This window comes from Serratia sp. CY44782, assembly GCF_052168715.1.
GTDB classification, from domain to species: domain Bacteria; phylum Pseudomonadota; class Gammaproteobacteria; order Enterobacterales; family Enterobacteriaceae; genus Serratia; species Serratia nevei.
The window spans coordinates 91189-114392 of record NZ_JBJNME010000012.1 but is presented as its reverse complement, the minus strand read 5'-3'; the positions used below and the strand labels follow the sequence as shown (position 1 = coordinate 114392).

Annotated in this window: 20 protein-coding genes; 7 read left to right on the top strand and 13 right to left on the bottom strand. The window is 61.0% G+C overall.

All coding sequences use genetic code 11. The features are described 5' to 3' along the window. Positions 1-350 precede the first annotated feature (350 nt). The gene (asd, locus tag ACJ8HT_RS21595; RefSeq protein ID WP_016930397.1) at positions 351-1454 is read right to left on the bottom strand and encodes an aspartate-semialdehyde dehydrogenase; all 1104 of its coding nucleotides are present in this window, start codon (positions 1452-1454) and stop codon (positions 351-353) included. A 192-nt stretch (positions 1455-1646) separates the two neighbouring features. Between asd and ACJ8HT_RS21590 the strand changes: the two genes are divergently transcribed. Further along, positions 1647-2240 (top strand): YhgN family NAAT transporter, encoded by a 594-nt coding sequence (locus ACJ8HT_RS21590; protein ID WP_025159894.1) that lies wholly within the window; start codon positions 1647-1649, stop codon positions 2238-2240. Positions 2241-2270: 30 nt separating this feature from the next. Here the strand turns inward: ACJ8HT_RS21590 and gntK are convergent, their stop codons facing one another. The 4 genes from gntK to ACJ8HT_RS21570 all read right to left on the bottom strand — a co-directional run bounded on the left by gntK (position 2271) and on the right by ACJ8HT_RS21570 (position 6537). Beyond that, positions 2271-2798 carry a gluconokinase gene (gene gntK / locus ACJ8HT_RS21585; RefSeq protein ID WP_197653352.1) on the bottom strand — a complete coding sequence of 176 codons (528 nt, stop codon included), beginning with the start codon at positions 2796-2798 and terminating at the stop codon, positions 2271-2273. Between the two features lie 101 nt (positions 2799-2899). Continuing rightward, positions 2900-4216, bottom strand: coding sequence for a gluconate transporter (gene gntT, locus ACJ8HT_RS21580; protein WP_016930400.1), 1317 nt, complete (start codon positions 4214-4216; stop codon positions 2900-2902). Positions 4217-4556: 340 nt separating this feature from the next. Next, positions 4557-5552, bottom strand: coding sequence for a gluconate operon transcriptional repressor GntR (gntR, locus tag ACJ8HT_RS21575; protein WP_197653351.1), 996 nt, complete (start codon positions 5550-5552; stop codon positions 4557-4559). A 289-nt stretch (positions 5553-5841) separates the two neighbouring features. Then, on the bottom strand, positions 5842-6537 hold the full coding sequence (locus tag ACJ8HT_RS21570; protein WP_038873615.1) for a pirin family protein: 696 nt from the start codon (positions 6535-6537) through the stop codon (positions 5842-5844). A 390-nt stretch (positions 6538-6927) separates the two neighbouring features. On the opposite strand from ACJ8HT_RS21570, the gene ACJ8HT_RS21565 reads away from it, so the two are divergent. Both ACJ8HT_RS21565 and ACJ8HT_RS21560 read left to right on the top strand, forming a co-directional pair. Further along, positions 6928-7443, top strand: coding sequence for a GNAT family N-acetyltransferase (locus tag ACJ8HT_RS21565; protein WP_197653350.1), 516 nt, complete (start codon positions 6928-6930; stop codon positions 7441-7443). Beyond that, a complete protein-coding gene (locus ACJ8HT_RS21560) occupies positions 7436-8617 on the top strand; it encodes a P1 family peptidase (protein ID WP_197653349.1) in 1182 nt (393 codons plus the stop codon). The genes ACJ8HT_RS21565 and ACJ8HT_RS21560 overlap by 8 nt, the downstream gene beginning before the upstream one ends. A 58-nt stretch (positions 8618-8675) precedes the next feature. Here ACJ8HT_RS21560 and iolE read toward each other — a convergent pair whose 3' ends face one another. From iolE to iolD, 4 genes are read right to left on the bottom strand one after another with little or no spacing between them, the layout of a single operon-like run. Further along, a complete protein-coding gene (gene iolE, locus ACJ8HT_RS21555) occupies positions 8676-9572 on the bottom strand; it encodes a myo-inosose-2 dehydratase (RefSeq protein ID WP_197653348.1) in 897 nt (298 codons plus the stop codon). A 59-nt stretch (positions 9573-9631) separates the two neighbouring features. Next, the gene (locus ACJ8HT_RS21550; RefSeq protein WP_197653347.1) at positions 9632-10516 is read right to left on the bottom strand and encodes a sugar phosphate isomerase/epimerase family protein; all 885 of its coding nucleotides are present in this window, start codon (positions 10514-10516) and stop codon (positions 9632-9634) included. A 40-nt stretch (positions 10517-10556) separates the two neighbouring features. After that, a complete protein-coding gene (locus tag ACJ8HT_RS21545) occupies positions 10557-11570 on the bottom strand; it encodes a Gfo/Idh/MocA family protein (protein WP_038871433.1) in 1014 nt (337 codons plus the stop codon). Between the two features lie 35 nt (positions 11571-11605). Then, positions 11606-13546 carry a 3D-(3,5/4)-trihydroxycyclohexane-1,2-dione acylhydrolase (decyclizing) gene (iolD, locus tag ACJ8HT_RS21540; RefSeq protein ID WP_194572284.1) on the bottom strand — a complete coding sequence of 647 codons (1941 nt, stop codon included), beginning with the start codon at positions 13544-13546 and terminating at the stop codon, positions 11606-11608. 545 nt (positions 13547-14091) lie between these two features. Here iolD and ACJ8HT_RS21535 point away from each other — a divergent pair. Both ACJ8HT_RS21535 and ACJ8HT_RS21530 read left to right on the top strand, forming a co-directional pair. Next, entirely contained in the window at positions 14092-16023 is a 1932-nt protein-coding gene (locus ACJ8HT_RS21535) for a bifunctional 5-dehydro-2-deoxygluconokinase/5-dehydro-2-deoxyphosphogluconate aldolase (protein WP_197653346.1), read from the top strand. 203 nt (positions 16024-16226) lie between these two features. Continuing rightward, positions 16227-17063 carry a MurR/RpiR family transcriptional regulator gene (locus tag ACJ8HT_RS21530; RefSeq protein ID WP_004930856.1) on the top strand — a complete coding sequence of 279 codons (837 nt, stop codon included), beginning with the start codon at positions 16227-16229 and terminating at the stop codon, positions 17061-17063. A 41-nt stretch (positions 17064-17104) separates the two neighbouring features. Here ACJ8HT_RS21530 and ACJ8HT_RS21525 read toward each other — a convergent pair whose 3' ends face one another. The 4 genes from ACJ8HT_RS21525 to ACJ8HT_RS21510 all read right to left on the bottom strand — a co-directional run bounded on the left by ACJ8HT_RS21525 (position 17105) and on the right by ACJ8HT_RS21510 (position 20306). Continuing rightward, complete coding sequence (locus ACJ8HT_RS21525) at positions 17105-17443, bottom strand: type II toxin-antitoxin system RelE/ParE family toxin (protein ID WP_047570170.1); 339 nt, start codon at positions 17441-17443, stop codon at positions 17105-17107. Positions 17444-17457: 14 nt separating this feature from the next. Continuing rightward, positions 17458-17727 (bottom strand): hypothetical protein, encoded by a 270-nt coding sequence (locus ACJ8HT_RS21520; protein ID WP_148877516.1) that lies wholly within the window; start codon positions 17725-17727, stop codon positions 17458-17460. A 174-nt stretch (positions 17728-17901) separates the two neighbouring features. After that, on the bottom strand, positions 17902-18723 hold the full coding sequence (iolB, locus tag ACJ8HT_RS21515) for a 5-deoxy-glucuronate isomerase (protein WP_194572282.1): 822 nt from the start codon (positions 18721-18723) through the stop codon (positions 17902-17904). A 77-nt stretch (positions 18724-18800) separates the two neighbouring features. After that, positions 18801-20306 carry a CoA-acylating methylmalonate-semialdehyde dehydrogenase gene (locus ACJ8HT_RS21510; protein WP_194572281.1) on the bottom strand — a complete coding sequence of 502 codons (1506 nt, stop codon included), beginning with the start codon at positions 20304-20306 and terminating at the stop codon, positions 18801-18803. A gap of 556 nt (positions 20307-20862) precedes the next feature. Between ACJ8HT_RS21510 and ACJ8HT_RS21505 the strand changes: the two genes are divergently transcribed. Both ACJ8HT_RS21505 and ACJ8HT_RS21500 read left to right on the top strand, forming a co-directional pair. Next, entirely contained in the window at positions 20863-22305 is a 1443-nt protein-coding gene (locus ACJ8HT_RS21505) for a sugar porter family MFS transporter (protein WP_049202853.1), read from the top strand. A gap of 32 nt (positions 22306-22337) precedes the next feature. After that, positions 22338-23174, top strand: coding sequence for a TIM barrel protein (locus ACJ8HT_RS21500; protein ID WP_197653345.1), 837 nt, complete (start codon positions 22338-22340; stop codon positions 23172-23174). Positions 23175-23204 lie beyond the last annotated feature (30 nt).

Sequence of the window (23204 nt, the reverse complement as noted above, 5' to 3'; positions counted from 1 at the left end):
AAGCGTGATTGCGGTCGGTTATTGACCAATCTTTACTCTGCCGACCTGAATTTCGCTCTTTATGCTTATTTTTTGAAATATTTCAGTCATGGTGAAAAATTGTTCGCCCATGCGTTAAGCATAGCCAATGTCTGTTAAAAACTGCTCAGCATTGCTCAGGAAAATTCTTCATTAAGAAAACTGCCAGCCCGGCGGCTTCTGCATGCGGCGGCCGACGAGGAGATATGCGGGGTGGAGCCCGGTGAAACGAGGCTTGCGGTGACGTTGCCCGGCACGGTGCGCGGCGAACAAAAAAGCGGAAAACGAGGCTTTAGGGGGCTGAAATCAGCCAGCCCCCAGGAAGTACGGGTTTACAACAGGATACGCAGCATGCGGCGCAGCGGCTCGGCCGCGCCCCACAGCAGCTGGTCGCCCACGGTGAACGCCGACAGGTACTCCGGCCCCATATTCAGCTTGCGCAGACGGCCAACCGGCGTATTCAGCGTACCGGTCACCGCCGCCGGCGTCAGTTCGCGCATGGTCAGCTCGCGGTCGTTCGGGATCACGCGCACCCAGTCATTGTGCGTCGCCAGCATCTGCTCGATTTCCGGCAGCGACACATCTTTTTTCAGCTTCAGGGTGAACGCCTGGCTGTGGCAGCGCAGCGCGCCAACGCGCACGCACAGGCCATCGACCGGGATCACGCTACCGGTGTTCAGAATCTTGTTGGTTTCCGCCTGACCTTTCCACTCTTCACGGCTCTGGCCGTTGTCGAGCTGCTTGTCGATCCACGGGATCAGGCTGCCGGCCAACGGCACGCCGAAGTTATCGGTCGGCAGTTTGCCGCTGCGAGTGGCCTCGGTCACCTTGCGCTCGATATCCAGAATGGCGGAGGCCGGGTCCTGCAGCTCTTTCGCCACGTCGGCGTGCAGCATGCCCATCTGGGTCAGCAGTTCGCGCATGTGGCGCGCACCGCCGCCGGAGGCCGCCTGGTAGGTAGCGACCGACGCCCACTCCACCAGATCGTTGGCGAACAGGCCGCCGAGCGACATCAGCATCAGGCTGACGGTGCAGTTGCCGCCGACGAAGGTTTTGATGCCTTTGTCCAGACCCTGCTGAATCACCGCGTGGTTGACCGGATCCAGGATAATGATGGCGTCGTCCTGCATGCGCAGCGAAGAGGCCGCGTCGATCCAGTACCCCTGCCAGCCACTGGCGCGCAGCTTAGGATAAACTTCGTTGGTATAATCGCCGCCCTGACAGGTAATAATGATATCGAGCGCGCTCAGCGCGTCGATATCATACGCATCCTGCAGCGTGCCCTGCTGGCCGCCGAAGGCCGGCGCGGCGGAACCGTGCTGCGAGGTGGAGAAAAAGACCGGGCGAATGGCGTCGAAATCGCGCTCTTCCGTCATGCGTTGCATGAGAACCGAGCCGACCATTCCGCGCCAACCGATGAAACCAACGTTTTTCATAATATCTGTGTCCCGCCCGGATAAGGGCTATGTAGGTGATAACGAGTTGTGTGCAATATCTCCTCACCTTACAAAATGTCGGCGCGGGCGCAAAGTGAATTTATTCGATGGCTGGGGATTTCTCAGCAATCCTTCTTATAGGCAAGGACGCGGCCGGAAAGGCCGAGGCGTTTTCCCGATCACGAGGTCACCATGACAGAGATGATTTCCGCTACGGTATTGCTGTTTTTAATTATGGATCCGCTGGGCAATCTGCCGATTTTCATGTCGGTGCTCAAGCACCTGGAGCCGCGCAGGCGCCGGGTGGTGCTGATCCGCGAGTTGTTGATCGCCCTGCTGCTGATGCTGATCTTCCTGTTCGCCGGCGAGAAAATTCTGGCGTTCCTCAACCTGCGCACCGAAACCGTCTCCATTTCCGGCGGCATCATTCTGTTCCTGATCGCCATCAAGATGATTTTCCCGTCTCAGGAGGGCAACAGCTCGGGGCTGTCCGCCGGTGAAGAACCCTTCCTGGTGCCGCTGGCGATCCCGCTGGTAGCCGGGCCGTCGATTCTGGCGGCGCTGATGCTGCTGTCGCACCAATATCCGCACCAGCTGCCCCATCTGGTGGCGGCGCTGCTGATCGCCTGGGGTCTCTCTGCGGCCATTTTACTGATGTCGAACCTGTTCCTGCGCCTGCTGGGCAGCAAAGGCGTCAGCGCGCTGGAGCGGTTGATGGGGCTGATTCTGGTGATGCTGTCGACCCAGATGTTCCTGGACGGCGTGCGGGCTTACATGAAGCTGTAGGCGCCTCGCGGCGCCGACAACGGCCTGCGCTTAGCAGGCGGTAACGCGGCGAATATAGGCGAGCGTATCGGCGACCACGCCGTCAAGCGGCTGGTTGATGTCGATCGCTTGCACATCCGGCTCCTGCTCACCCGGCTCTTCCAGCGTGGTGAACTGTGAAACCAGCATCTGCGGTTTGAAGAAGTGGCCCTTGCGCTGTTTCAGGCGCTCCTCAATCACCGTCTTGTCCCCTTTCAGGTAGAGGAAATGCAGGTTGCTATTCCCTTCACGCAGGCGGTCGCGATAGCTTTTTTTCAGCGCCGAACACACCAGCAGCGACACCGGATTGGTGCGTTGCATGGCGAAGATGGCGTCGTTGAGCGCAGCCAGCCAAGGCGCGCGATCGTTATCGTCCAGCGCATGCCCGGCGGCCATCTTGTTGATGTTGGCGCGCGGGTGCAGGTAATCGCCGTCCAGCATGGCGGCATCGGCTTCACGGGCGACGGCGCTGGCCACGGCGGATTTGCCGCTGCCGGACACCCCCATCAGGATAAATACGTGATTCTGCGGATTACTCATTGTGTCATGCCCTTATGGGTACTGGCGCAAACGCGCCAAATGCGTCCCAACTGATAAAGATAACCTGAAACGCCGACGCCCCGCAGGGCGCCGGATAAAGATTATACGACCGTCGCCAGCAGCAGGCAGCCCACCAGGCCGCACACCGAGATGATGGTTTCCAGCACCGACCAGGATTTGATGGTTTCCATGATGCTCAGGTTGAAGTACTCCTTGAACAGCCAGAAGCCCGGATCGTTGACGTGCGAGAAGATAACGCTGCCGGAACCGACCGCAATCACCATCAGCTCAGGGCTGACGCCGGTGGTGGCGATCAACGGGGCGACGATGCCGCCGGCGGTGATCGCCGCCACGGTGGCGGAACCCAGCGCCAGGCGCAGCGCAGCGGCGATTGACCAGGCCATCAGAATCGGCGAGACGTTGCTGCCTTCCATCAGGCCGGCGATGTACTGCTCGACGCCGCTGTCCACCAGCACCTGTTTGAAGGCGCCGCCGCCGCCGATGATCAATAGCATCATGGCGATGATTTTAATCGAGTCGGTGATGGTGCCCATCACTTCATCCATGGTGCGGCCGCGGTTCAGGCCGAAGGTGAAAATAGCGATCAGCACGGCGATCAGGGTCGCCATTACCGGGTCGCCGAAGAACTCGGCGAAGCGCAGCAAACTGTGGCCCTTCGGCAGCACCATTTCGGCAACCGCGCGCAGCGCCATCAGGATCACCGGCACCAGCGACGTGGCGACGCTGACGCCAAAGCTCGGCATCTCTGCATCGGTAAAGGTTTTCGGGTTGTACAGGCCTTCCGGCACCGGCTTGTCGATGCCTTTCAGGAAGCGGGCATAAACCGGGCCGGCCAGGATCACCGTCGGGATCGCCAACAGCGTGCCGTACAGCAGCGTTTTACCCATATCGGCATGGAAGATGGTGGCGATGGCCGTCGGGCCCGGGTGCGGCGGCAGGAAGCCGTGGGTCACCGACAGCGCGGCGGCCATCGGCACGCCGACGTACAGTAGCGGGATGCGCGCGGAGGCGGCGATGGTGAACACCAGCGGCAGCAGCAGCACGAAGCCCACTTCGTAGAACAGCGCGAAGCCGACGGTGAAGCCGGTCAGCACCACCGCCCATTGAATATGTTTTCTGCCGAACTTGTCGATCAGCGTGGTGGCGATGCGCTGTGCGCCGCCGCAGTCCGCCAGCAGTTTGCCGAGCATGGCGCCGAAGCCCATGATCAGCGCCAGGCTGCCCAACGTGCCGCCCACGCCGGCCTTGATGGAGCCGATGACCTTATCGACCGGCATACCCTGTGCGATCCCGACCGCCAGAGCAACCAGCACCAAAGAGATAAAGCCGTTCAGCTTGAAGCGGATCATCAGCAGCAGCAGCAGCGCTACGCCGCCTGCAACAATCACTAATGGCATAATTTTTCTCCAACCTTTTATCGCGACTCTCTTTACGATAGGCGTAAAGCGTGCGGTTGTTTTATTTTTAGGCTCTTTCCCGGTGTTTAAGAAGAGCTGTAGGTGTTGTTGATTCAGAGGTTCAGTCTTGCTGCAAGATGACCGCACGCTCGTTGTTACCGGTATCATGATACCGGTAACAACATGAGCGCCGGAACCGGGTAAGCGGCTAAAATTCGCGTTCTGGGACAGAGATCAAACTTATGCCGGCAACGACCGGCGGGCTTACAGGCGGGATAACCCACGCGCCTCAGGGCGCGCTGCAAAAAGAAAGGGTGTTAAAACAGAACGTTAAAATGGCTCAGATACTGCCGCCGGGGATCACGGTGAAACCGACGTCCACCATGCGCGGGCACACCGTTTCGCCGCGCAGCCGGGCCAGCAAACGCTCGGCACCGATCTGCCCCATGCGTTCGCGCGGCGTCAGCACGCTGGCCAGCTTAGGCACCATCACCTGGCCGATATCATGGCCGTGGAAACCGGCGATCGCCATGTCCTGCGGGATCGACAGCCCCTGCCGCTGGCACTCGAAGGCCGCGCCGATCGCCAGGTCATCGTTGGTGCAGAAGATACTGTCGATCTGCGGATAGTCGCGCTGCGCCAAGCGCAGCAGCTCGCCGCCGGCGGAATAGGAGGAAGAGCGCGCGGTCATGATGCTGTACGGCTCCAGGCCGGATTCGCGCATCGCCTGCTCATACCCCTGCTGCTTGATGATGGTTCGCTCATCCTGACGAGCGCCGAAATAGACCACGTGGCGATGGCCATGCGCGATGATCTGTTGGGTCATCTGGCGCGCCGCCTCGAAGTTGTTGAAGCCCACCGCCAGATCGATGCACGGCGAGACGCAGTCCATCAGCTCCACCACCGGAATGCCCGCCACCTCGATCATTTTCAGGGTGCGCGGCGTGTGATGCCGTTCGGACAGGATCAGGCCGTCGATATTGTAAGAAAGCAGCGAGGTCAGACGCTCTTCTTCACGCTCCGACAGGTAGCCATAGTGCGCCAGCATGGTCTGGTAGTTGTGCGCGTCGGTGACGCTTTCGATGCCGCGCAGCACTTCGGCGAACACCTGGTTGGTCAGCGACGGCAACAGCACGCCAATCGCCCGGCTGGTGGCGTTGGAGAGGATGTCCGGCGCGCGGTTGGGGATGTAGCCCAGCTCATCCAGCGCGACGGCGATTTTTTGCTGCAGGGCGGCAGAAACCTGGTCGGGATTGCGCAGATAACGGCTCACCGTCATCTTGGTCACGCCCACCTTGTCCGCCACATCCTGGAGTACCGGCCGTTTTTTCTTCATTATCAATGAACTGACTAACCGTGAATGGGCAGTCATTTTAGCAAAAAAAACGGCGGGCCGATATTGTCGGTTATGCGACGGCCAACGCAAAAAGGGCTCACAACGTGAGCCCTTCATACGGTGACAAAGGGAAAAAGCGTGGTTTTTCCCCTTTGTGATTGTCAACCGAAAATCAATAAATTGATTTTCCTTGTTTTTATATGCTGCCGGCTTTCAGGCGGGCAACGTCATCAGGCTTGTCGTTAACCTCAAGGGCTCACATCGTGAGCCCTTGAAATTTACCGCTTAATCACACCGGCGGCAGATCGAACAGCAGGATTTCGCTCTCTTCGTCGGCCTGGATCGTCAGCGCCGATTCATCCCACACCGCAAACGCATCGCTGATGCCGGCGGCCTGGCCGTTGACCGAGACCTTGCCGCGCACCACCTGGATCCAAATGCGGCGGCCGGCGGCGATCGGGTACTCACCCTGTTCGCCTTTATTCAGCGCCCAACGCGACAGCGTCATATCCTGGAACACCTTCAGCGAACCGTCGCGCGCATCCGGCGACAGCACCAGCTGACGGCCCTGCGGCGCGTCGAACATGCGCTGCTCGTAGCGCGGCTCCAGCCCGACCTGATCCGGAATGATCCAAATCTGGTACAGGTGCAACGGACGATCCTGATTGGCGTTGTACTCGGAGTGACGCACCCCGGTGCCCGCGCTCATGATCTGGAATTCGCCGGCCTGGATCTGCTCCTTGTTGCCCATGCTGTCCTGGTGTTCCACCGTGCCGCTCAGCACATAGGTCAGGATTTCCATATCTTTATGCGGGTGGGTACCGAAACCCTGCCCCGCGTCGATCACGTCTTCGTTGATCACACGCAGCGCCGAGAACCCCATAAAGTTCGGATCGTAGTAGTCGGCAAAAGAGAAGGTGTGCCAGCTATCCAGCCAGCCATGATTGGCGTGGCCGCGGTCTTCCGCTTTACGTACATAAATCATATTCAACTCTCCTCAATGTTTTTTTACAGTCTAGTCCTGCGGGCAGAATAAGAAAGCGTAAAAAACTCATGCCTCTGTTCAAAAATTTCGATGGAATGAAACGGCAGATGGGCAACGGATTTGTTGAAGGCGGAAGCGGTTGAAAAAGGGCAAAAAAAAAAGCCAGCACCCGAGCTGGCTAAGTAAACACTGGAAGCAATGTGAGCAATGTCGTGCCTTCGCAGCGAGAGTATCAAGGGTTGATGCCCTCCCCGGAACGCATCGCAATAATAATCATTATCATTCGCACCTGTAAAGCGTTTTTTTTGACCCGTTCAAATAATATTGACTCAAGGCAGTAAACGGATAAATTCAGAGGTTATTCAACCGGTAAGCAACAGGAGCAGCGAGATGAGCGAGATCGTGATACGCCACGTGGAAACTACGGATGCGCAAGCCCTGCATCATCTTTATTCTCAGACGCCCGTCTATCGCGATACGCTGCAGCTTCCTCTACCGTCCGTCGAGTCCTGGCAGAAGCGCCTCGCCAATCCCGAACCGGGCACGCATAACCTGGCGGCCTTCATCGACGGGCAGCTTGCCGGCCAGCTGGTCGTAATGCTGAACCAGCGCGTGCGCCGCCGCCACGTGGCCACCTTCGGCATCGGCGTCGATCCGCGCTACCACGGCAAAGGCGTCGGCAGCCGCCTGATGCAGGCGATGATAGACCTGTGCGACAACTGGGCGGCCATCGAGCGCATTGAGCTGACGGTGTTCACCGACAACCCGGCGGCCATTGCGCTGTACCGCAAATTCTGTTTCGAGATAGAGGGCACCAGCCGCGCCTATGCCATGCGCGACGGCGTATTGGTCGACGCCTACCATATGGCGCGTTTGCGCTCCGGGCAGCCGCACGGCGATGCGTAATCGTCCTCACCCGCAGGGGCCGCTGCGCCGGCCCCTGTGCATCAACCGCCGAACCTTTTTACAAGCGCTGGCCGGCCTGACCGCCGCCGTCGGCATATTCTCTCCTCTCACCCCGTTAGGTGCCGCTATGCCAACTTCCGCCGCCGGGCGCCCAGGCGCCCGCAACCTGATTACCGATGTGCCGGGCCTGAAGGTCGGCGTGGCGCAAGACAGCCGGGTGCGTACCGGCACGACGGTTATCCTGCCGGACAGCCCGGCGATCGCCGCTGTGGACGTACGCGGCGGCGGCCCCGCTACCCGGGAAACCGACGCGCTGGGTGAAGACAATTTGGTACAGACCGTCGATGCGCTGACCTTCAGCGGCGGCTCGGTTTACGGCCTGGCGGCGGCGGATGGCGTCGCAGCCTGGCTGGGGCAACAGGGCCGAGGCTACGCGCTGCGCCCGGCACCCGGCGTGCCGGTCTCTCCTATCGTGCCCACCGCCTGCCTGTACGATCTGGCCAACGGCGGCGACAAAAACTGGCAGCTCACGCCGCCGTATCACCAACTGGGCATCGATGCGGTCGGCAAGGCCGGGCTGGACTTTCCGCTGGGCACCGTCGGCGCAGGCTACGGCGCCATGACCGGCATGGGTAAGCTGAAAGGCGGCCTCGGCTCGGCCTCTATCATTGCCGCCAATGGCGCTACCGTCGGCGCACTGGTGGCGGTCAACAGTTTGGGTGCGGTGGTCGCACCCGGCACCCGCGCCTTCTGGGCGACCCCCTATGAAATTGACGGTGAATTCGGCAACGGCGGCGCAGCGGCGCTGGCGCAACTGCGCGCGCAGGGCGAAGATTGGATGGAACAAGAGCCGCAGGGCGGTAGAAAGAACACCACCCTGGCCTACATCGCCACCGACCTGGCGCTGACGCGTGTGGAGTTGAAACGGGTGGCCATCATGGCGCAAGACGGCATGGCGCGCGCTATCCGCCCGCTGCACAGCCCGTTTGACGGCGACGTGGTGTTCGCCCTGTCCACCGGGCAGCGCGAGGTGCAGGGCAGCCGCGAACTGGCGGTGCTGCAAATCGGCGCGCTGGCGGCGGACACCCTGGCCCGGGCGATCGCCCGTGGCGTGCATGCCGCTACGCCGTGGCCCGGCAGCCAGGTCGCAACCTGGCAAACGCTCGGCGGCTAACACGCCGCCACCAAAAAAGGGGCGCTGGCGCCCCTTAATCATGATTAACCCTCGTCGCTTAAATGCCGGCGGTTTCCCGAATATAACGGCGCGCTTTTACCGCATACTCGAACGGGTTGGCCAGCGCCGGATCCTGCTCGGCCTCCACCACCATCCACCCTTTGTAACCGCGCTCGTCCAGTAGCTTGAACACCGGCCTGAAGTCGATCACGCCATCACCCGGCACGGTGAAGGTGCCCTTCTTCACGCCGTCGAGGAAGCTCAGCTTGTTGGCTTTCACTTCCGCCACCACCTCATCGCGCACGTCCTTCAGATGGACGTGGTTGATGCGCGGCAGATACTTCTCCAGGATCGCCATCATCGCCTGCTGGCTGCCTTCCGAATAGTAGGCATGGCCGGTATCGAACAGCAGGTAGACGTCGTCGTTGACCATGCTCATGTAGCGATCGATTTCGGCCGTGGTCTGAATGCCGGTGCCCATGTGGTGGTGCAGACACACCTGCATGCCTTTGCCGGCGGCGATCTTCGCCAGCTCGTTGTAACCGTCGGCCACGCGCTGCCACTCTTTATCGCTGAAGTACGGCTTCTCTTCGAACACGCCTTTGGTGGTGCCCTGAATGCTCTTGCTCTGCTCGGAGCAGCCGATCACCCTGGCGCCCATGGCATGCAGGAAATTCATGTGGTTGATAAATTCATCGATGGTTTTGTCTTTCTGGCCGTCGGCGAAAAAGGTGCTGAACCAGGCATTGCAGATCTGGATGCCGCGAATATCCAGCATCGGTTTCAGCACCGCCGGATCGCGCGGGTATTTGCTGCCCACTTCGCTGCCGGTGAAACCGGCCAGCGCCATTTCGCTGACGCACTGCTGGAAGGTGTTTTCCTTGCCCAGATCGGGCATGTCGTCGTTGGTCCAGCCGATCGGCGCGATGGCCAATTTCACGTTGTCTTTATTCATGGTCTGCCTCGGTCCTTGGAGGGCCGCCGGTGCAAACGCCGCCGGCGAGCCGAATAAGATTATTTGCCCAACAGCTCTCTTTCGATGCGCTCTCTGGTCGCCACCGCCTGGCTCGGCATCTTTTCCGGATAGCCGAACAGCGAGGTGCAGATGATCGATTCGCCGCCGACCTTGAAGCTGCGGTTGGCAAATTCCATGTCGCGCAGCGTCTGGAACAGGGCGTCGAAATTCACCTCGCCTTCGCCGATGCCGACGTGCTGATGCACCGCGGCGTCAACGCCCGGCGGGTTGACGATATAACGGCAATGCTTGGTGTGATTCATGGTGTCGGCGATCAGCACGTGGGAAAGATCGTCCCCGGCGTACTGCAGCATGCCGGCCACGTCACCCTGCCCCTTGTCGTAGTAGAAGGTGTGCGGCACGCTGTAGAGGTATTTGACGTGGTCGCTGCGCAGCGACTTCACCAGATCGGCGGTTTCGTTGCTCAGCTCGCAGAAGTCCCACGGGTGCGACTGGATCTCCATACGGATACCCTCGCGCTCGACGATCGGCAGCAGCTCCTCCATCGAGCGATACCACAGCTCCTCGCAGATCTCCGGTTCGTTGGGGTTGCCCGCCAGTTCGGTGTTAATCACCTGCACGCCCATTTCCACCGCGATTTCGATCATCCGCCGCCAGTTTTTGACCGCCGCCTGGCGGCGATCTTCTCCCGGCCCGGACCAGCGATACACCACGATAAATGAGGAGATATCCACGCCGGTCGCTTTCAGGGCGTTTTTATACTCCGCCATGATTTCGCGGCTGGCCTTCGGATGCTTGTAAAACGGGTTGATCTGCGGGTGCGGCGACTGCTCGATGTATTTGTAGCCCCAGTCCGCCACCTGCTGCACCATTTTGGTCACGCCCAAATCCCGTATAACGTCGACATCAAAAGCGATCTTCATGGTCACTCCTCTGCAATCGTAGGTATGGGGGACAAGCCGATTATTTGTTGTAGAACACCGGACGCGCCGGCAGGGTCACCGGCACGATCTCGCCGCTGAGCTGGGCCGCCACGCAGGCATCGGCGGTCACCGCGGCGGCGTAGCCGTCCCAGGCGGAAGGCCCGGTCAGCTTGCCCGCGGCCACGTCGTTGATGAACCCCTGCAGCTCGACGTCATAGGCGTCGATAAAGCGATCCTTCCAGTCGGTCAGGATTTCGGTCGACAGGCGGGCGCCGCTGCGCATCTGCACCGAAGACGGCTCCGGCAGTTTGGCGATGCCGGTTTCCCCCACCACTTCGCACTGAATGTCGTAGCCGTACTGGCAGTTGACGAAGATTTCGACGTCGATGCGCGTACCCTTGGCGGTTTCAAACAGCACAATCTGCGGATCCTTCAGGTGCGGGAACGCCTTCGGGCTCTTACGCGGGAACACCACCTGCACCGACACGTAGTCATCGTCGAGCAGCCAGCGCAGCACGTCGATTTCGTGGATCAGGGTGTCGGTGATCGCCATATCGGTGGTGTAAGCCTCGCCGACCGTCGGGTTGCGGTGCGCGCAGTGCAGCATCAGCGGCTCGCCGATCTGGCCGCTGGTCAGCACCTGTTTCAACGCGCGATAACCCTGGTCATAGGGGCGCATAAAGCCGACCTGCACCAGCCGCTTGCCGTGTTTCGCTTCGGCATCGACGATGTTTTTGCAGCCCTGCGCGGTCACCGCCAGCGGCTTCTCGCAGAACACCGGTTTGCCAGCGGCGATGGCCGCCAACACGAACTCTTCGTGGCTCGGCCCCCAGGAAGTGACCAGCACCGCTTGCACGTCGGCGGCCTTAATCAGATCGTGGCCGTTGTCATACACCCGCGCATCCAGCTGCAGATCGCTCACCACCTTGGCGGCGTTGTCGCGGTTAATGTCGTTTACCGCCACCACGCGGGCACCCTGCAACACTTTGCTGCAGCGACGGATATGATCGCGGCCGATGGCGCCGGTGCCGATAACCCCAATGTTCAATGTCATTTTCGCTACCCTCGAGATTTATGTATGAAAACGAGTCAGTAATCGCGCGCCTTATCGATGTTTTCCTGCAGTTTGCGCGCCACTGCGACGATTTTCTCGCTGTCGGCCACCTGAGCGCCGCCCACGCGCCACCAGCTGAGATACTTGTGCACCATGGTCTTCGGCAGCACCTTGATGTCCAGCAGCGTGGACACGGTTTGCCTGCGGGCGTCGGCCAGCGCGTCGAGCAGCTGCTGCTCGGTGGTGACGCGGTAGGTTTTACAACCGTAAGCCGCCGCCAGCATGGCGAAATCGACCGGCACCAGCTTGCCGTCGAGTTTACCGCCCTCTGGGTTGCGGAAGCGGAATTCGGTGGTGTAGCTGTCCATGCCGTGTTCCATCTGCAGGTTATTGATGCAGCCGTTGGTCATGTTGTCGAACAGCACCACGTTGATCTTGCAGCCTTCCTGAATCGAGGTGACCAGTTCGGAATGCAGCATCATGAACGCGCCGTCGCCTACCATTGCGTACACCTCGCGCTGCGGCTCGGCCAGCTTGACCCCCAGCGCGGCGTTCACCTCGTATCCCATGCAGGAGTAGCCGTATTCCACGTGGTAGCCGTGTTCGCCGCGGTTGTGCCACACCCGCTGCAGATCGCCCGGCAGGCTGCCAGCGGCGGCGACGATCACGCTGTCCGCCGGCAGCTCGCGGTTCAGCACCCCCAGCACCCGGCTTTGCGTCATCGCGGAATCGGTCTGGGCGATAAATTCGGCGAACACCCGCTCGCGATCGAGGTGATCGTCGATCTCCGGCACAAAGCCTGCGCCGCCGTATTCCACCGCGTAAACACGCGCGGTCTCTTCACGCTGCGCGCTGCGCGCCGCAGCGATAGCGTCGCCCCAGCCGGCGCGGTACTCGGTCTGCGCCAACCGTGCGGCCAGTTCGCTCAGGGCCTCGCGGGCGTCCGCCAGCACCTGCACGCCGTCGAGCTTGCCGGCATCGAAGGCGCTAACGTTGATGTTGAGGAAGTTGACGTCCGGATGTTGGAACAGCCATTTGGACGAGGTGGTGAAATCGGTGTAGCGGGTGCCGACGCCGATCACCAGATCGGCCTGCCGGGCCAACGTGTTGGCCGCCAGGCAGCCGGTTTCGCCAATGCCACCAAGGTTGAATTCATGGTCGCTCGGCACTGTGCCTTTGCCGGCCTGGGTTTCGGCGAACGGAATGCCGAAACGCTCGGCAAATTCGCGCAGCGCCCGCCCGGCCTGCGAGTACTTCACGCCGCCGCCGCACACCAGCAGCGGTTTGCGCTTGGCGATCAGCAGCGCCAACGCGTCCGCCAACATGCCCTCGGTCGCCGGGCGGCGATCGAGCCGATGCACGCGTTTTTGGAAGAAATAGTCGGGATAGTCGTAGGCTTCACCCTGCACGTCCTGCGGCAGGCACAGCGTCACCGCGCCGGTATCCGCCGGATCGGTCAGCACGCGCATCGCGTTGATGCAGGCGCTCATCAGCTGTTCCGGCCGCACGATGCGGTCCCAGTATTTGCTCACCGCGCGAAACGCGTCGTTGGTGCTGATGCTGAGATCGTAAGACTGCTCGATTTGCTGCAGCACCGGATCCGGCTGGCGGGAAGCGTAAACGTCGCCCGGCAGCAGCAATAAAGGAATGCGGTTGGCGGTGGCGGTGGCCGCCGCGGTGATCATGTTGGCGGCGCCGGGGCCGACCGATGAGGTGCAGGCGTAGATCTGCCGGCGCAGCTTCTGTTTGGCGAAGCCGATCGCCGCGTGGGCCATGCCCTGCTCGTTGCGGCCCTGATGCACCCGCAGCTCGCCGCTATCCTGCTCCAGCGCTTGCCCCAGCCCCAGCACGTTGCCGTGGCCGAAAATCGCGAAAATGCCCGCGACGAATTTGGTTTCCACCCCGTCGGCCAGCAGATACTGGTTGTCGAGAAATCTGACGAGCGCCTGCGCCATGGTTAGCCTGATCTTGCCCATTTACTCACCCTTTAGATTGAGGGCCGCCCCGGAAAGGGCTCGCGCCGAGCCGACAATCCCGTGTTTGTGTTACGCGGCGGCAGCTATTATCTTGAGCAGGCGATGCCCGCTGCTCACGAAGTCGACAACCTGAAACGTGAAGCGATTATAAACAAATATATTTTTCATAAAATCACATTACAGAAGAAACATTTCATTTTGCGATAAAGATCGCATATTAAATGAAAAGCCCGTTTCATCTCGTGGTTCAGCCTTCACTGACTTCGCGCCGCGCAATGGCAGATGAACGCCGTCAGTACACAGGATGACAGCCTTTTATCCTGCCCTCGCACTCCTTTTCAGCGCGCGCCTAGCAGCCCTTCCGTGGCCGTTTCACCGCCTTTTCCACCCCCTTGCCGATGTTTTAAACGCATCACATTTTTGGGGTGTAAATTTCATTCTATATTGAAATTGAAATTTTCATTCCCCATACTGTCCACATGCTTCCTGCAGGGCGCCACGCTCGGGCCGCCGCCGGAGTTTTGCTTAAACAGAAGGAAACGGGTATGGCTACACAAGAAAAACAGCTTGATGTCATTTGTCTCGGGCGCATCGCCGTCGATTTCTATGCTCAGCAGATCGGCGCGCGGCTGGAAGACGCCGGCACATTCGCCAAATACCTCGGCGGCTCCTCCGGCAACGTGGCCTACGGCACCGCTATCCAGGGGTTAAAATCCGGCATGCTGGCGCGGGTCGGCGACGAGCACATGGGCCGCTTTCTGCGTGAAGAGCTGCAGCGCGTCGGGGCCGATACTCGCTGTCTCATCACCGACAAGCAACGATTAACCGGCCTGGTGATCCTCGGCATCAAGGATCAGGAAACCTTCCCGCTGATCTTCTACCGAGAAAACTGCGCGGACATGGCGCTGACGCCGGACGACATTGACGAGACCTACATCGCCTCCTCGCGCGCGCTGGCCATCACCGGCACGCACCTTTCGCACCCGAACACCCGCGCCGCGGTACTGAAGGCACTGGAATACGCGCGCCGCCACGGCCTGCGCACCGCCCTGGACATCGATTACCGGCCGGTGCTGTGGGGGCTGACGTCGCTGGGCGACGGCGAAACCCGCTTTGTGGAATCGGACCAGGTCACGCGCGAGCTACAGGAGGTGCTGCACCATTTCGATCTGATCGTCGGCACCGAAGAGGAGTTTCACATCGCCGGCGGCAGCACCGACACGCTGACGGCGCTAAAAAACGTGCGGCGGGCCACGGCGGCCACGCTGGTGTGCAAGCGAGGCGCGCAGGGTTGCTCGGTGTTCGAAGGCGAAATCGCCGACGACTGGGCGCAGGTGAAGCTGCACGCCGGCGTGCGGGTTGAGGTGCTGAACGTTTTGGGGGCCGGCGACGCCTTTATGTCCGGCCTGCTGCGCGGCTACCTGAACGATGAGGGCTGGGATCAGGCCTGCCGCTACGCCAACGCCTGCGGCGCATTGGTGGTGTCGCGCCACGGCTGCGCGCCGGCCATGCCGACCAAACGGGAGCTGGACGACTACCTGCTGCGCGAACGGCAGGTCACGCGCCCGGACCGCGACGCACGCCTGAACCACCTGCACCGGGTCACCACCCGCAAGCAGCAATGGCCGGAACTGTGCGTGTTCGCCTTCGATCACCGCAAGCAGCTGGCGGACATGGCGTGCGAAGCCGGCGTCGGCGAGGAACGCATTCCGCGCCTGAAAACCCTGCTGCTCACCGCGGCGCAACAGGCTGCCGAGCAGGCCGGCCTCAACGGCAACAGCGGCATTCTGGCCGACACCACCTACGGCCAGGCGGCGCTGAACGAGATCACCGGCCAGGGATGGTGGATCGGCCGGCCGGTGGAGCTGCCCAGCTCGCGCCCACTGCGCCTGGAGCACGGCAATATCGGCTCGCAATTGATCGACTGGCCGCAGGAGCACGTGGTGAAGTGCCTGGTGTTTTATCACCCGCACGACGCGGCGGAACTGCGCCGCGAGCAGGATGAGCTGATCGCCGACGTCTACCGCGGCTGCTGCAAATCCGGCCACGAGCTGCTGCTGGAAGTGATCCTGCCGGACAGCAACCCCGACAAGGACGAACGCCATTACCTGGAGATGATTGAACACTTCTACCAGTTGGGCATTCAGCCGGACTGGTGGAAACTGCCGCCGCTGAGCGCGGAAAACTGGCAGCGGGTCGGCGCGCTGATCGACACCTACGATCCCTTCTGCCGCGGCGTGCTGATCCTGGGGCTCGACTCCCCGGAAGCGGTGCTGAAGGCGGGCTTTGCCGCCGCCGCAGATGCGCGCTGGGTGAAAGGTTTCGCCGTCGGCCGCACCATCTTCGGCCAACCTTCGCGCCGCTGGCTGCAGGGGGAAATCGATGACGCAGCCCTGATCGAACAGGTGAAACAAAAATACCTGACGCTGATCGGTTTCTGGCGCCAGTACCGCCCGCAGGCGAGCGACGCGCGCTGACAACGAGCGCGAGTTCACGTCCCCTTAAGGCCATTTCGCCGCTTTAAGGGGATTTTTTTGCCCCTTTTCTGTGAAGTCGCGCAATGTGCGATCGAATAAATCGCTTTTTGAGGAAATGAAATTTCCGCTCCGTCTGTTAAAATACCCTGTCAATATTTCAGGCGTCAGGCCAATGCGCCTTCACCCCACTGCGAGCCGAATGGATGAACAACCCAACTCAACTTTCGCTGTTACAGGACGAGATCCGCCACCGTTATGAAACGCTGAGCAAGCGTTTGAAGCAGGTGGCGCGCTATATTTTGGATAACAGTAACAGCATCGCTTTCGATACCGTTGCCTCCATCGCCGCACAGGCCAGCGTACCGCCTTCCACCCTGATCCGTTTCGCCAACGCCTTCGGCTTCAGCGGCTTCAACGAAATGAAGCAGGTGTTCCGTCAGCATCTGATGGAAGAGACGGTGAACTATACCGAACGCGCGCGCCTGTTCCGCCAAACCTCCACCGACGACAACGTCGCGCCGGAGAAACCGGCGGAAATTCTCAACGTATTTACCATGGTCAACGCGCAGGCGCTGCAGCAGCTGGCGATGCAGATCGCCCCCGAGCAGCTGGATCGCGCCGTCGAGCTGCTCAACAACGCCGAAAATATCTACGTGATCGGCCTGCGCCGTTCGTTCAGCGTCGCCTCCTATCTCACCTATGCGCTGCGCCATCTGGAGCGCCGCGCGTTTCTGATCGACGGGCTGGGCGGCATGTTCACCGAACAGCTGAGCATGGTGAAACCGAAGGACGTGGTGATCGCCATCAGCTATTCGCCGTACGCCCGCGAAGCGGTGGAACTGGTGGAATTAGGCGCCAAGCGCGGCGCACAGCAGATCGCCATCACCGACAGCCAGGTCAGCCCGCTGGCCGCCTTCAGCGACGTCTGTTTCGTGGTGCGCGAAGCGCAGGTGGATGGGTTCCGTTCACAGGTGGCCTCGATGTGCCTGGCGCAGACGCTGGCGGTCTCGCTGGCGCTGAATAACGCCCGAGACGAGTAAGGCTGGGGTGAACGCGCCCGACAGGCTCGGGCGCGGCGGGATTATTGCAGCAACAAATAGCGGTAGAGCGCGCTTTCCAGATCCTGCTTCATGCTGATGAAAAGCAGAATCTCTACCGTCTGGCCGTCGTAGTCATAGATGACGCGGTATTCGCTGTCGGGATCCAATCGCTCGTGCAACCGTACTCCCATGCCTGCCAGCACGGCGTTGAAGCGGTAGCGGGCAGGATCGTCGGCAATTGCCGCGAGGGACGATAACAACAGATTGTCCACGAACACCCCGGCCGCGACTGCACCTATCGTTCCACTCTTGTAAGACTCGATGTCTTTCAGGCTCCATTCCGCCGCCGGCGCGACGGTAAAACGTATTTCCTGGGGCATCCTGCACCTCGGGCCTATTTCCGCGCGTCGCGCAGCCGCTGCAAGGTTTCTTCGGGCGACAGGCCACGCTGATTTTTAATCTCTTGCTTCGCCAGCATAGTCAGTTTCAACAACGCGTTGGCCTGGCGCTCCAGATTGCGTTCCCGAATTTCGGCCTCTCTCTCAGCCGCCGTTTGCACAAACAGCTCAGCGACACCATTTTTTGTGACATAGACCCCGCCTTCAAACAGGTCGGGCGAACCTAATCCTTCGCGCGCCGCTTTTTGGGACATGGTAGTCGTCATGGTTCTTCCTCCTGTGTACCGGCAATCTCATTGCATAACAGCGGTTCGTTAGATTCACTCAGCCAGGGAGCGATCGCGTGCGGACAGGTTATCATTTGAGCAAGATGGAGGGCAAATTTAGGGCAAATTTATACCCTGATAAAAAGAAAGCCCGGCAAGCCGGGCCTCAAGCGCTTATTGCACGGCGGGATAGGCGTCGCCGTTAATCCAGGCGTGGTCTTTTTCCCAGGTGAATTTCCACTGCCGCACCGGCCCGGCCATCACGTTGAGATAATAGTTGTCGTAGCCCGCCAGGGTCGCCACCGGATGATAACCGCGCGGCACTTTCACCACGTCGCGATTGTAAACCGGCATGCACTCGTCGAGCGTGCGATCGTCGGTATAGACACGCTGCATGCAGAACCCCTGCTCCGGCTGAATGCGGTGATAATACGTCTCTTCGAGATAGGTTTCGTCCGGCGAGTCTTCCCGATCGTGCTTGTGGCTCGGGTAGGAACTGGTGTTGCCCTCGTCGGTGTAAACCTCCACCACCAGCAGGCTGTCGGCCGGCTCGCTGTCCGGCAGAATGTTGTGCACCAACCGCTGGTTACGCCCCTTGCCGCGCCGCTCCACGCCGATATCCGCCGGCGTGATCAGCCGTGAGGGCAGGTGGCCGCTGCCGGGCGCGCTGCACACCGCCAGCTCCAGATCGGTTTCTGCCCGCACGTCGATGCGATCGTGATGCGGCACATACACCGCGTAAGGCGGCGTGCGCTCGAACGGGCTCATGCGCTTGCCGATATGCGGGTACTCGGCGCGCAGCGTGGCGACGGAGGCGATACCGGCCACCAGCACCAGGCACAGCTCCTTATCGCCGCACTCAAGCTGCAGCGACTGCCCGGCGGCCAGGCGATAAACGTCAAAGCCGACATAGCGCCAACCGGCATTTTCCGGCGTCACGTGCTGGATGCGCCCTTCGGCGTTCGGCGTCTGACATTTGGCAAGCAGTGAAGACATCTCGATTCTCCTGTTAATGATTCGTGCAAAGGCCGCTGCCCCGAAGGAGCAACGGCCTGGCCTGAATATGACAGCGCTTAACCCAGCGTCGGCATGCTGAATTCGGACACCGTCTGCTGCCCGGCCGGCCAGCGCGCGGTGGCGGTCTTCATGCGCGTGTAGAAGCGCACGCCGTCGGTGCCGTGCACGTTCAGCGCACCGAACACCGAGCGCTTCCAGCCGCCGAAGCTGTGGAACGCCATCGGCACCGGTACCGGCACGTTGACGCCGACCATCCCGGCCTGCACTTCTTGTACGAACTGGCGCGCGTAGTGGCCGCTGCCGGTAAAGATGGCGCTGCCGTTGCCGAACTCGTGGCCGTTCACCGTGTCGATGGCGGTACGGTAATCCGGCACCCGCACGATGCCCAGCACCGGCCCGAAGATCTCTTCGCGGTAGATGCGCATATTCGGTTTCACATGGTCGAACAGCGTGCCGCCGACGTAGTAGCCTTCAGCATAGCCCGGCACCTGATAATTGCGGCCGTCGGCCACCAGGGTGGCGCCTTCTTCCACGCCCAGATCGATATAGCCCAGCACCTTCTTCTGGTGGGCGGACGACACCAGCGGCCCCATTTCATTCTCTTCGCCGCCCTGCTGCAAGCCCGGCCCGACGCGCAGCTGCGCGATCAGCGGCTTCAATTTGGCGATCAGTTTGTCGGCGGTATCGTCACCGACCACCACCGCGATCGGCAGCGCCATGCAGCGCTCGCCGGCGGAGCCGAACGCGCCGCCCATCAGCGCGTTGACCGTGGCGTCCAGATCGGCATCCGGCATGACGATCGCCTGGTTCTTCGCCGCGCCGAAGGCCTGTACCCGCTTGCCGTGCGCGCTGGCGGTGGTGTAGATATGTTCCGCCACGGTGGAGGAGCCGACGAAGCTCACCGCCTGAATGCGCGGATCGGTGCACAGCTGCGCCGCGTCTTCATTGGCGCAGTGCACCACGTTGAACACGCCGTCCGGCAGGCCGGCTTCTTTCAGCAGTTCCGCCAGGCGCACCGAGGCGGAAGGCACCAGCGCCGGCGGCTTGAGGATGAAGGTGTTGCCGCAGGCCAGCGCGATAGGGAACATCCACATCGGCACCATCGCCGGGAAGTTGAACGGGGTAATGCCCGCCACCACGCCCAGCGGCTGCATCAGCGAGAAGCTGTCGACGCCGCTGCCGACGTCCGGCGAATACTCGCCCTTGATCAGATGCGGGATGCCGCAGGCGAATTCGACCACTTCCATGCCGCGCGTCAGTTCGCCCAGCGCATCCGAGTACACTTTGCCGTGCTCGCTGACGATAAGCTCGGCCAGCTCGTCGCGGTGCTGTTCCAGCAGCGCCTTGAAATTGAACATGATGCGCGCGCGGCGCAGCGGCGTGGTGCGCGACCAGTCGGCAAACGCCCGATGGGCCACGTCGATGGCCTGTTTGACTTCGGCGGCGGTGCTCTGCGTGACGCGCCGCTCAACCTGCCCGCTGGCCGGGTTGTGCACGTCAACGGTTTGATTACTGCTGCTCAGGCACACCTGCCCGCCAATAAAGTTACCCACGGTTTTCATGTCACGCCCTCTTTTCAAGTCCGCTGTCGCCTGGCCACTCGCCGGCGGCGCGGCGTTAATCGTCCCGCTCGCCAAACCCCGTCGGCAAGCCGGCTAAATCCTGACCGGATGCAGCAAACTCTATTTCATTGAAAAAAAAGTTTCAAATAAATTGTTTTGGAAAATTTATTTTTAGTGCGTGAGGTCGCAATTTTGCGGTGTCGATCCGGTTGACGCTTTCATTATCGTGCCAGGGAAAGCGCAATGCCGAAGAAGAAATCCGGGGTAATGCACACTGACTTTGCTACATAAAATCCGCGCCGCGCCTGCCCTGCTGCCGTTACCGCCCGCCCCCGTTCGCACAAGGTATCCGAATCGCTCGCGACGGTTTTTTTTGAACTGGATCTAAAAATCAATATTCCATTATTCACTAATTATGAAATAAATGTTCTTGTTTGTTCCAGCATTTATCGACGACATCGCCTTGATGACAGGCACGGTTCACACCCTTCCGCTCGCCCTCTCCCCGACACCCCAACCGTGCGGACGGAAGCCAGGATAAAAATCGGAGCAACACATGTCATATCAGCGTAAGCACAATACCGGTTACATATTGCGAATTTGCGGCATCGCCGCCCTGGGCGGCATTCTGTTCGGCTACGACACCGCCGTGATCTCCGGCGCGATCGAAGCGTTGAAAACCTATTTCAGTCTCAGCCCGGCCGAAACCGGCTGGGCGGTCTCCAACGTAGTGATCGGCTGCGTGGTCGGCGCCTTCGCCGCCGGGCCGCTGGCGGCGCGCTGGGGCCGCAAAAAGGCGCTGATGCTGGCGGCGCTGCTGTTCACCGTGTCCGCCGTGGGCGCGGCCTTGGCCCCGACCTTCACCTGGTTCGTCATCTACCGCATCATCGGCGGACTGGCGGTCGGCATTGCCGCCACCGTGTCGCCGATGTACATGTCGGAAGTGTCGCCAAAAGACATGCGCGGGCGCGCGCTCAGCATGCAGCAGTTCGCCATCGTCTTCGGTCAAATCGTGATTTTCTACGTCAACTTCAAAATCGCCAGCCTCGCCAGCGAAGCCTGGCTGGTGGAAATGGGCTGGCGCTGGATGTTCGCCTCGGGCGTGATCCCCTGCATTCTGTTCTGCATCCTGGTGTTCGTCATTCCTGAATCGCCGCGCTGGAACGTAATGATGGGGCGCGACGATCAGGCGTTAGCGATGTTGACCAAGGTCTCCAACGCCGCCCACGCGCAGAATCTGCTGAAAGAAATCAAAGACTCGCTGCAGCAGGATCAACAGCAGCAGCACCGGAAGCTGAACTACGGCGATGTGCGGGTGCGTTTCATCCTGTTCGTCGGCTGCATGATCGCCATGTTGCAGCAGGTGACCGGCGTCAACGTAATGATGTATTACGCGCCGGTGGTGCTGAAAACCGTGACCGAAAACGCGCAGGAAGCGCTGTTCCAGACCATCTGGATCGGCGTGCTGCAACTGGTCGGTTCGGTCATCGGCGCCATGCTGATGGATCGCATGGGCCGCATCCCGCTGATGCGCTACGGCACGCTGGGCGCCATCGCCGGCCTGCTGCTCACCTCGTACGCGCTCTACACCCAGGCCACCGGCTATTTCGCGCTGTTCGGCATGCTGTTCTTCATGGTGTTTTATGCGCTGTCCTGGGGCGTCGGCGCCTGGGTGCTGGTGTCGGAAATCTTCCCGAACCGCATGCGCGCGCAGGGAATGAGCATCGCCGTCGGCTGCATGTGGGTCGCCAACTTCGCGGTGTCGCAGTCGTTCCCGATGATCAACGACCACCCGTATCTGTTCTCGCATTTCCACGGCGCCTTCCCGATGTGGATCTTCGCCGCCTGCTGCCTGTTCAGCTACTGGTTCATCGGCCGCTACATCCCGGAAACCAAAGGCGTCTCGCTGGAAAAAATGGAGCAGGTGGTGCTGGCCAAACGCCACCGCCACCCCCTGCCCGACGGCAAGCCGCTGCCGCTGGAAAACGGCAAATCCTGATCTCTCACCCCTGACCGCTGGAGTAATGCCTCATGACACTTGCGCTGGACCGCTTCTGCATTAACCGCAAGATCGCGCCGAATCTCGATCTGGACAGTTTTTTCCGCCTGGTGAAACGCTGCGGGCTCAGCAAAGTTGAGCTGCGCAACGACATGCCCAGCGGCAAGGTGACCGACGATCTGAGCGACGCGCAGCTCAACGCGCTCGCCGCGCAATACGGCATCGAGGTCGTCACGATCAACGCCCTCGGCATGTTCAATCGGGTGGATGATCCGGCGGCGCTGCAGCAGCGCGCCGAAGCGTTGCTGGCGCAGGCGCAGGCCATCCACAGCCGGGCGCTGGTGCTGTGCCCGCACTGCAGCGCCGATGACAAGCGCAGCGAGCAGCAAAAACGCGATGACACCCTCGCGGCATTGCGGTTGCTGGCACCGCTGTTTGCCCGCTATGGCGTGCAGGGGTACGTCGAGCCGCTGGGCTTCGGCATCAGCTCGCTGCGCTCGTCGCTGCTGACCCAGGCGCTCATCCGCGATTCGGGCGCGCCGTACCGCATCGTGCTCGATACTTTCCACCATTATCTGAGCGATGTGGCGCAGGCCGACTTCGACGCGCAAATCCAGGTGGCGCAGATCGGCCTGGTGCATCTGTCCGGCGTGGAGGACGGGAGGGATAAAGACGCTCTGAGCGACGAGGAACGCATCATGCTGAGCGCAGGCGATCGGCTGGAGAGCCGCCGCCAGGTGCAGAACCTGGAACGCCTGGGCTACACCGGCGTCTATGCCTTCGAGCCCTTCTCTTCGCAGCTGAACAGCTGGAGCGAGGCGGATATCGAACGGGAAATCCGCCAGAGCATCGCCCTGCTGCAAGAGTAAAAAAACGGCCTCCGCGGAGGCCGTTTTTCA

Excerpts from the sequence above, each read along its gene's own strand:
- ACJ8HT_RS21505 (WP_049202853.1), top strand. The coding sequence starts at position 20,863 with ATGTCATATCAGCGTAAGCACAATACCGGTTACATATTGCGAATTTGC.
- ACJ8HT_RS21560 (WP_197653349.1), top strand. The coding sequence starts at position 7,436 with ATGCGTAATCGTCCTCACCCGCAGGGGCCGCTGCGCCGGCCCCTGTGC.
- ACJ8HT_RS21535 (WP_197653346.1), top strand. The coding sequence starts at position 14,092 with ATGGCTACACAAGAAAAACAGCTTGATGTCATTTGTCTCGGGCGCATC.
- ACJ8HT_RS21590 (WP_025159894.1), top strand. The coding sequence starts at position 1,647 with ATGACAGAGATGATTTCCGCTACGGTATTGCTGTTTTTAATTATGGAT.
- iolE (WP_197653348.1), bottom strand. The coding sequence starts at position 9,572 with ATGAATAAAGACAACGTGAAATTGGCCATCGCGCCGATCGGCTGGACC.
- ACJ8HT_RS21545 (WP_038871433.1), bottom strand. The coding sequence starts at position 11,570 with ATGACATTGAACATTGGGGTTATCGGCACCGGCGCCATCGGCCGCGAT.
- ACJ8HT_RS21550 (WP_197653347.1), bottom strand. The coding sequence starts at position 10,516 with ATGAAGATCGCTTTTGATGTCGACGTTATACGGGATTTGGGCGTGACC.
- iolD (WP_194572284.1), bottom strand. The coding sequence starts at position 13,546 with ATGGGCAAGATCAGGCTAACCATGGCGCAGGCGCTCGTCAGATTTCTC.
- asd (WP_016930397.1), bottom strand. The coding sequence starts at position 1,454 with ATGAAAAACGTTGGTTTCATCGGTTGGCGCGGAATGGTCGGCTCGGTT.
- ACJ8HT_RS21520 (WP_148877516.1), bottom strand. The coding sequence starts at position 17,727 with ATGACGACTACCATGTCCCAAAAAGCGGCGCGCGAAGGATTAGGTTCG.
- ACJ8HT_RS21525 (WP_047570170.1), bottom strand. The coding sequence starts at position 17,443 with ATGCCCCAGGAAATACGTTTTACCGTCGCGCCGGCGGCGGAATGGAGC.
- gntR (WP_197653351.1), bottom strand. The coding sequence starts at position 5,552 with ATGAAGAAAAAACGGCCGGTACTCCAGGATGTGGCGGACAAGGTGGGC.
- ACJ8HT_RS21510 (WP_194572281.1), bottom strand. The coding sequence starts at position 20,306 with ATGAAAACCGTGGGTAACTTTATTGGCGGGCAGGTGTGCCTGAGCAGC.
- ACJ8HT_RS21565 (WP_197653350.1), top strand. The coding sequence starts at position 6,928 with ATGAGCGAGATCGTGATACGCCACGTGGAAACTACGGATGCGCAAGCC.
- ACJ8HT_RS21500 (WP_197653345.1), top strand. The coding sequence starts at position 22,338 with ATGACACTTGCGCTGGACCGCTTCTGCATTAACCGCAAGATCGCGCCG.
- gntK (WP_197653352.1), bottom strand. The coding sequence starts at position 2,798 with ATGAGTAATCCGCAGAATCACGTATTTATCCTGATGGGGGTGTCCGGC.
- gntT (WP_016930400.1), bottom strand. The coding sequence starts at position 4,216 with ATGCCATTAGTGATTGTTGCAGGCGGCGTAGCGCTGCTGCTGCTGCTG.
- iolB (WP_194572282.1), bottom strand. The coding sequence starts at position 18,723 with ATGTCTTCACTGCTTGCCAAATGTCAGACGCCGAACGCCGAAGGGCGC.
- ACJ8HT_RS21530 (WP_004930856.1), top strand. The coding sequence starts at position 16,227 with ATGAACAACCCAACTCAACTTTCGCTGTTACAGGACGAGATCCGCCAC.
- ACJ8HT_RS21570 (WP_038873615.1), bottom strand. The coding sequence starts at position 6,537 with ATGATTTATGTACGTAAAGCGGAAGACCGCGGCCACGCCAATCATGGC.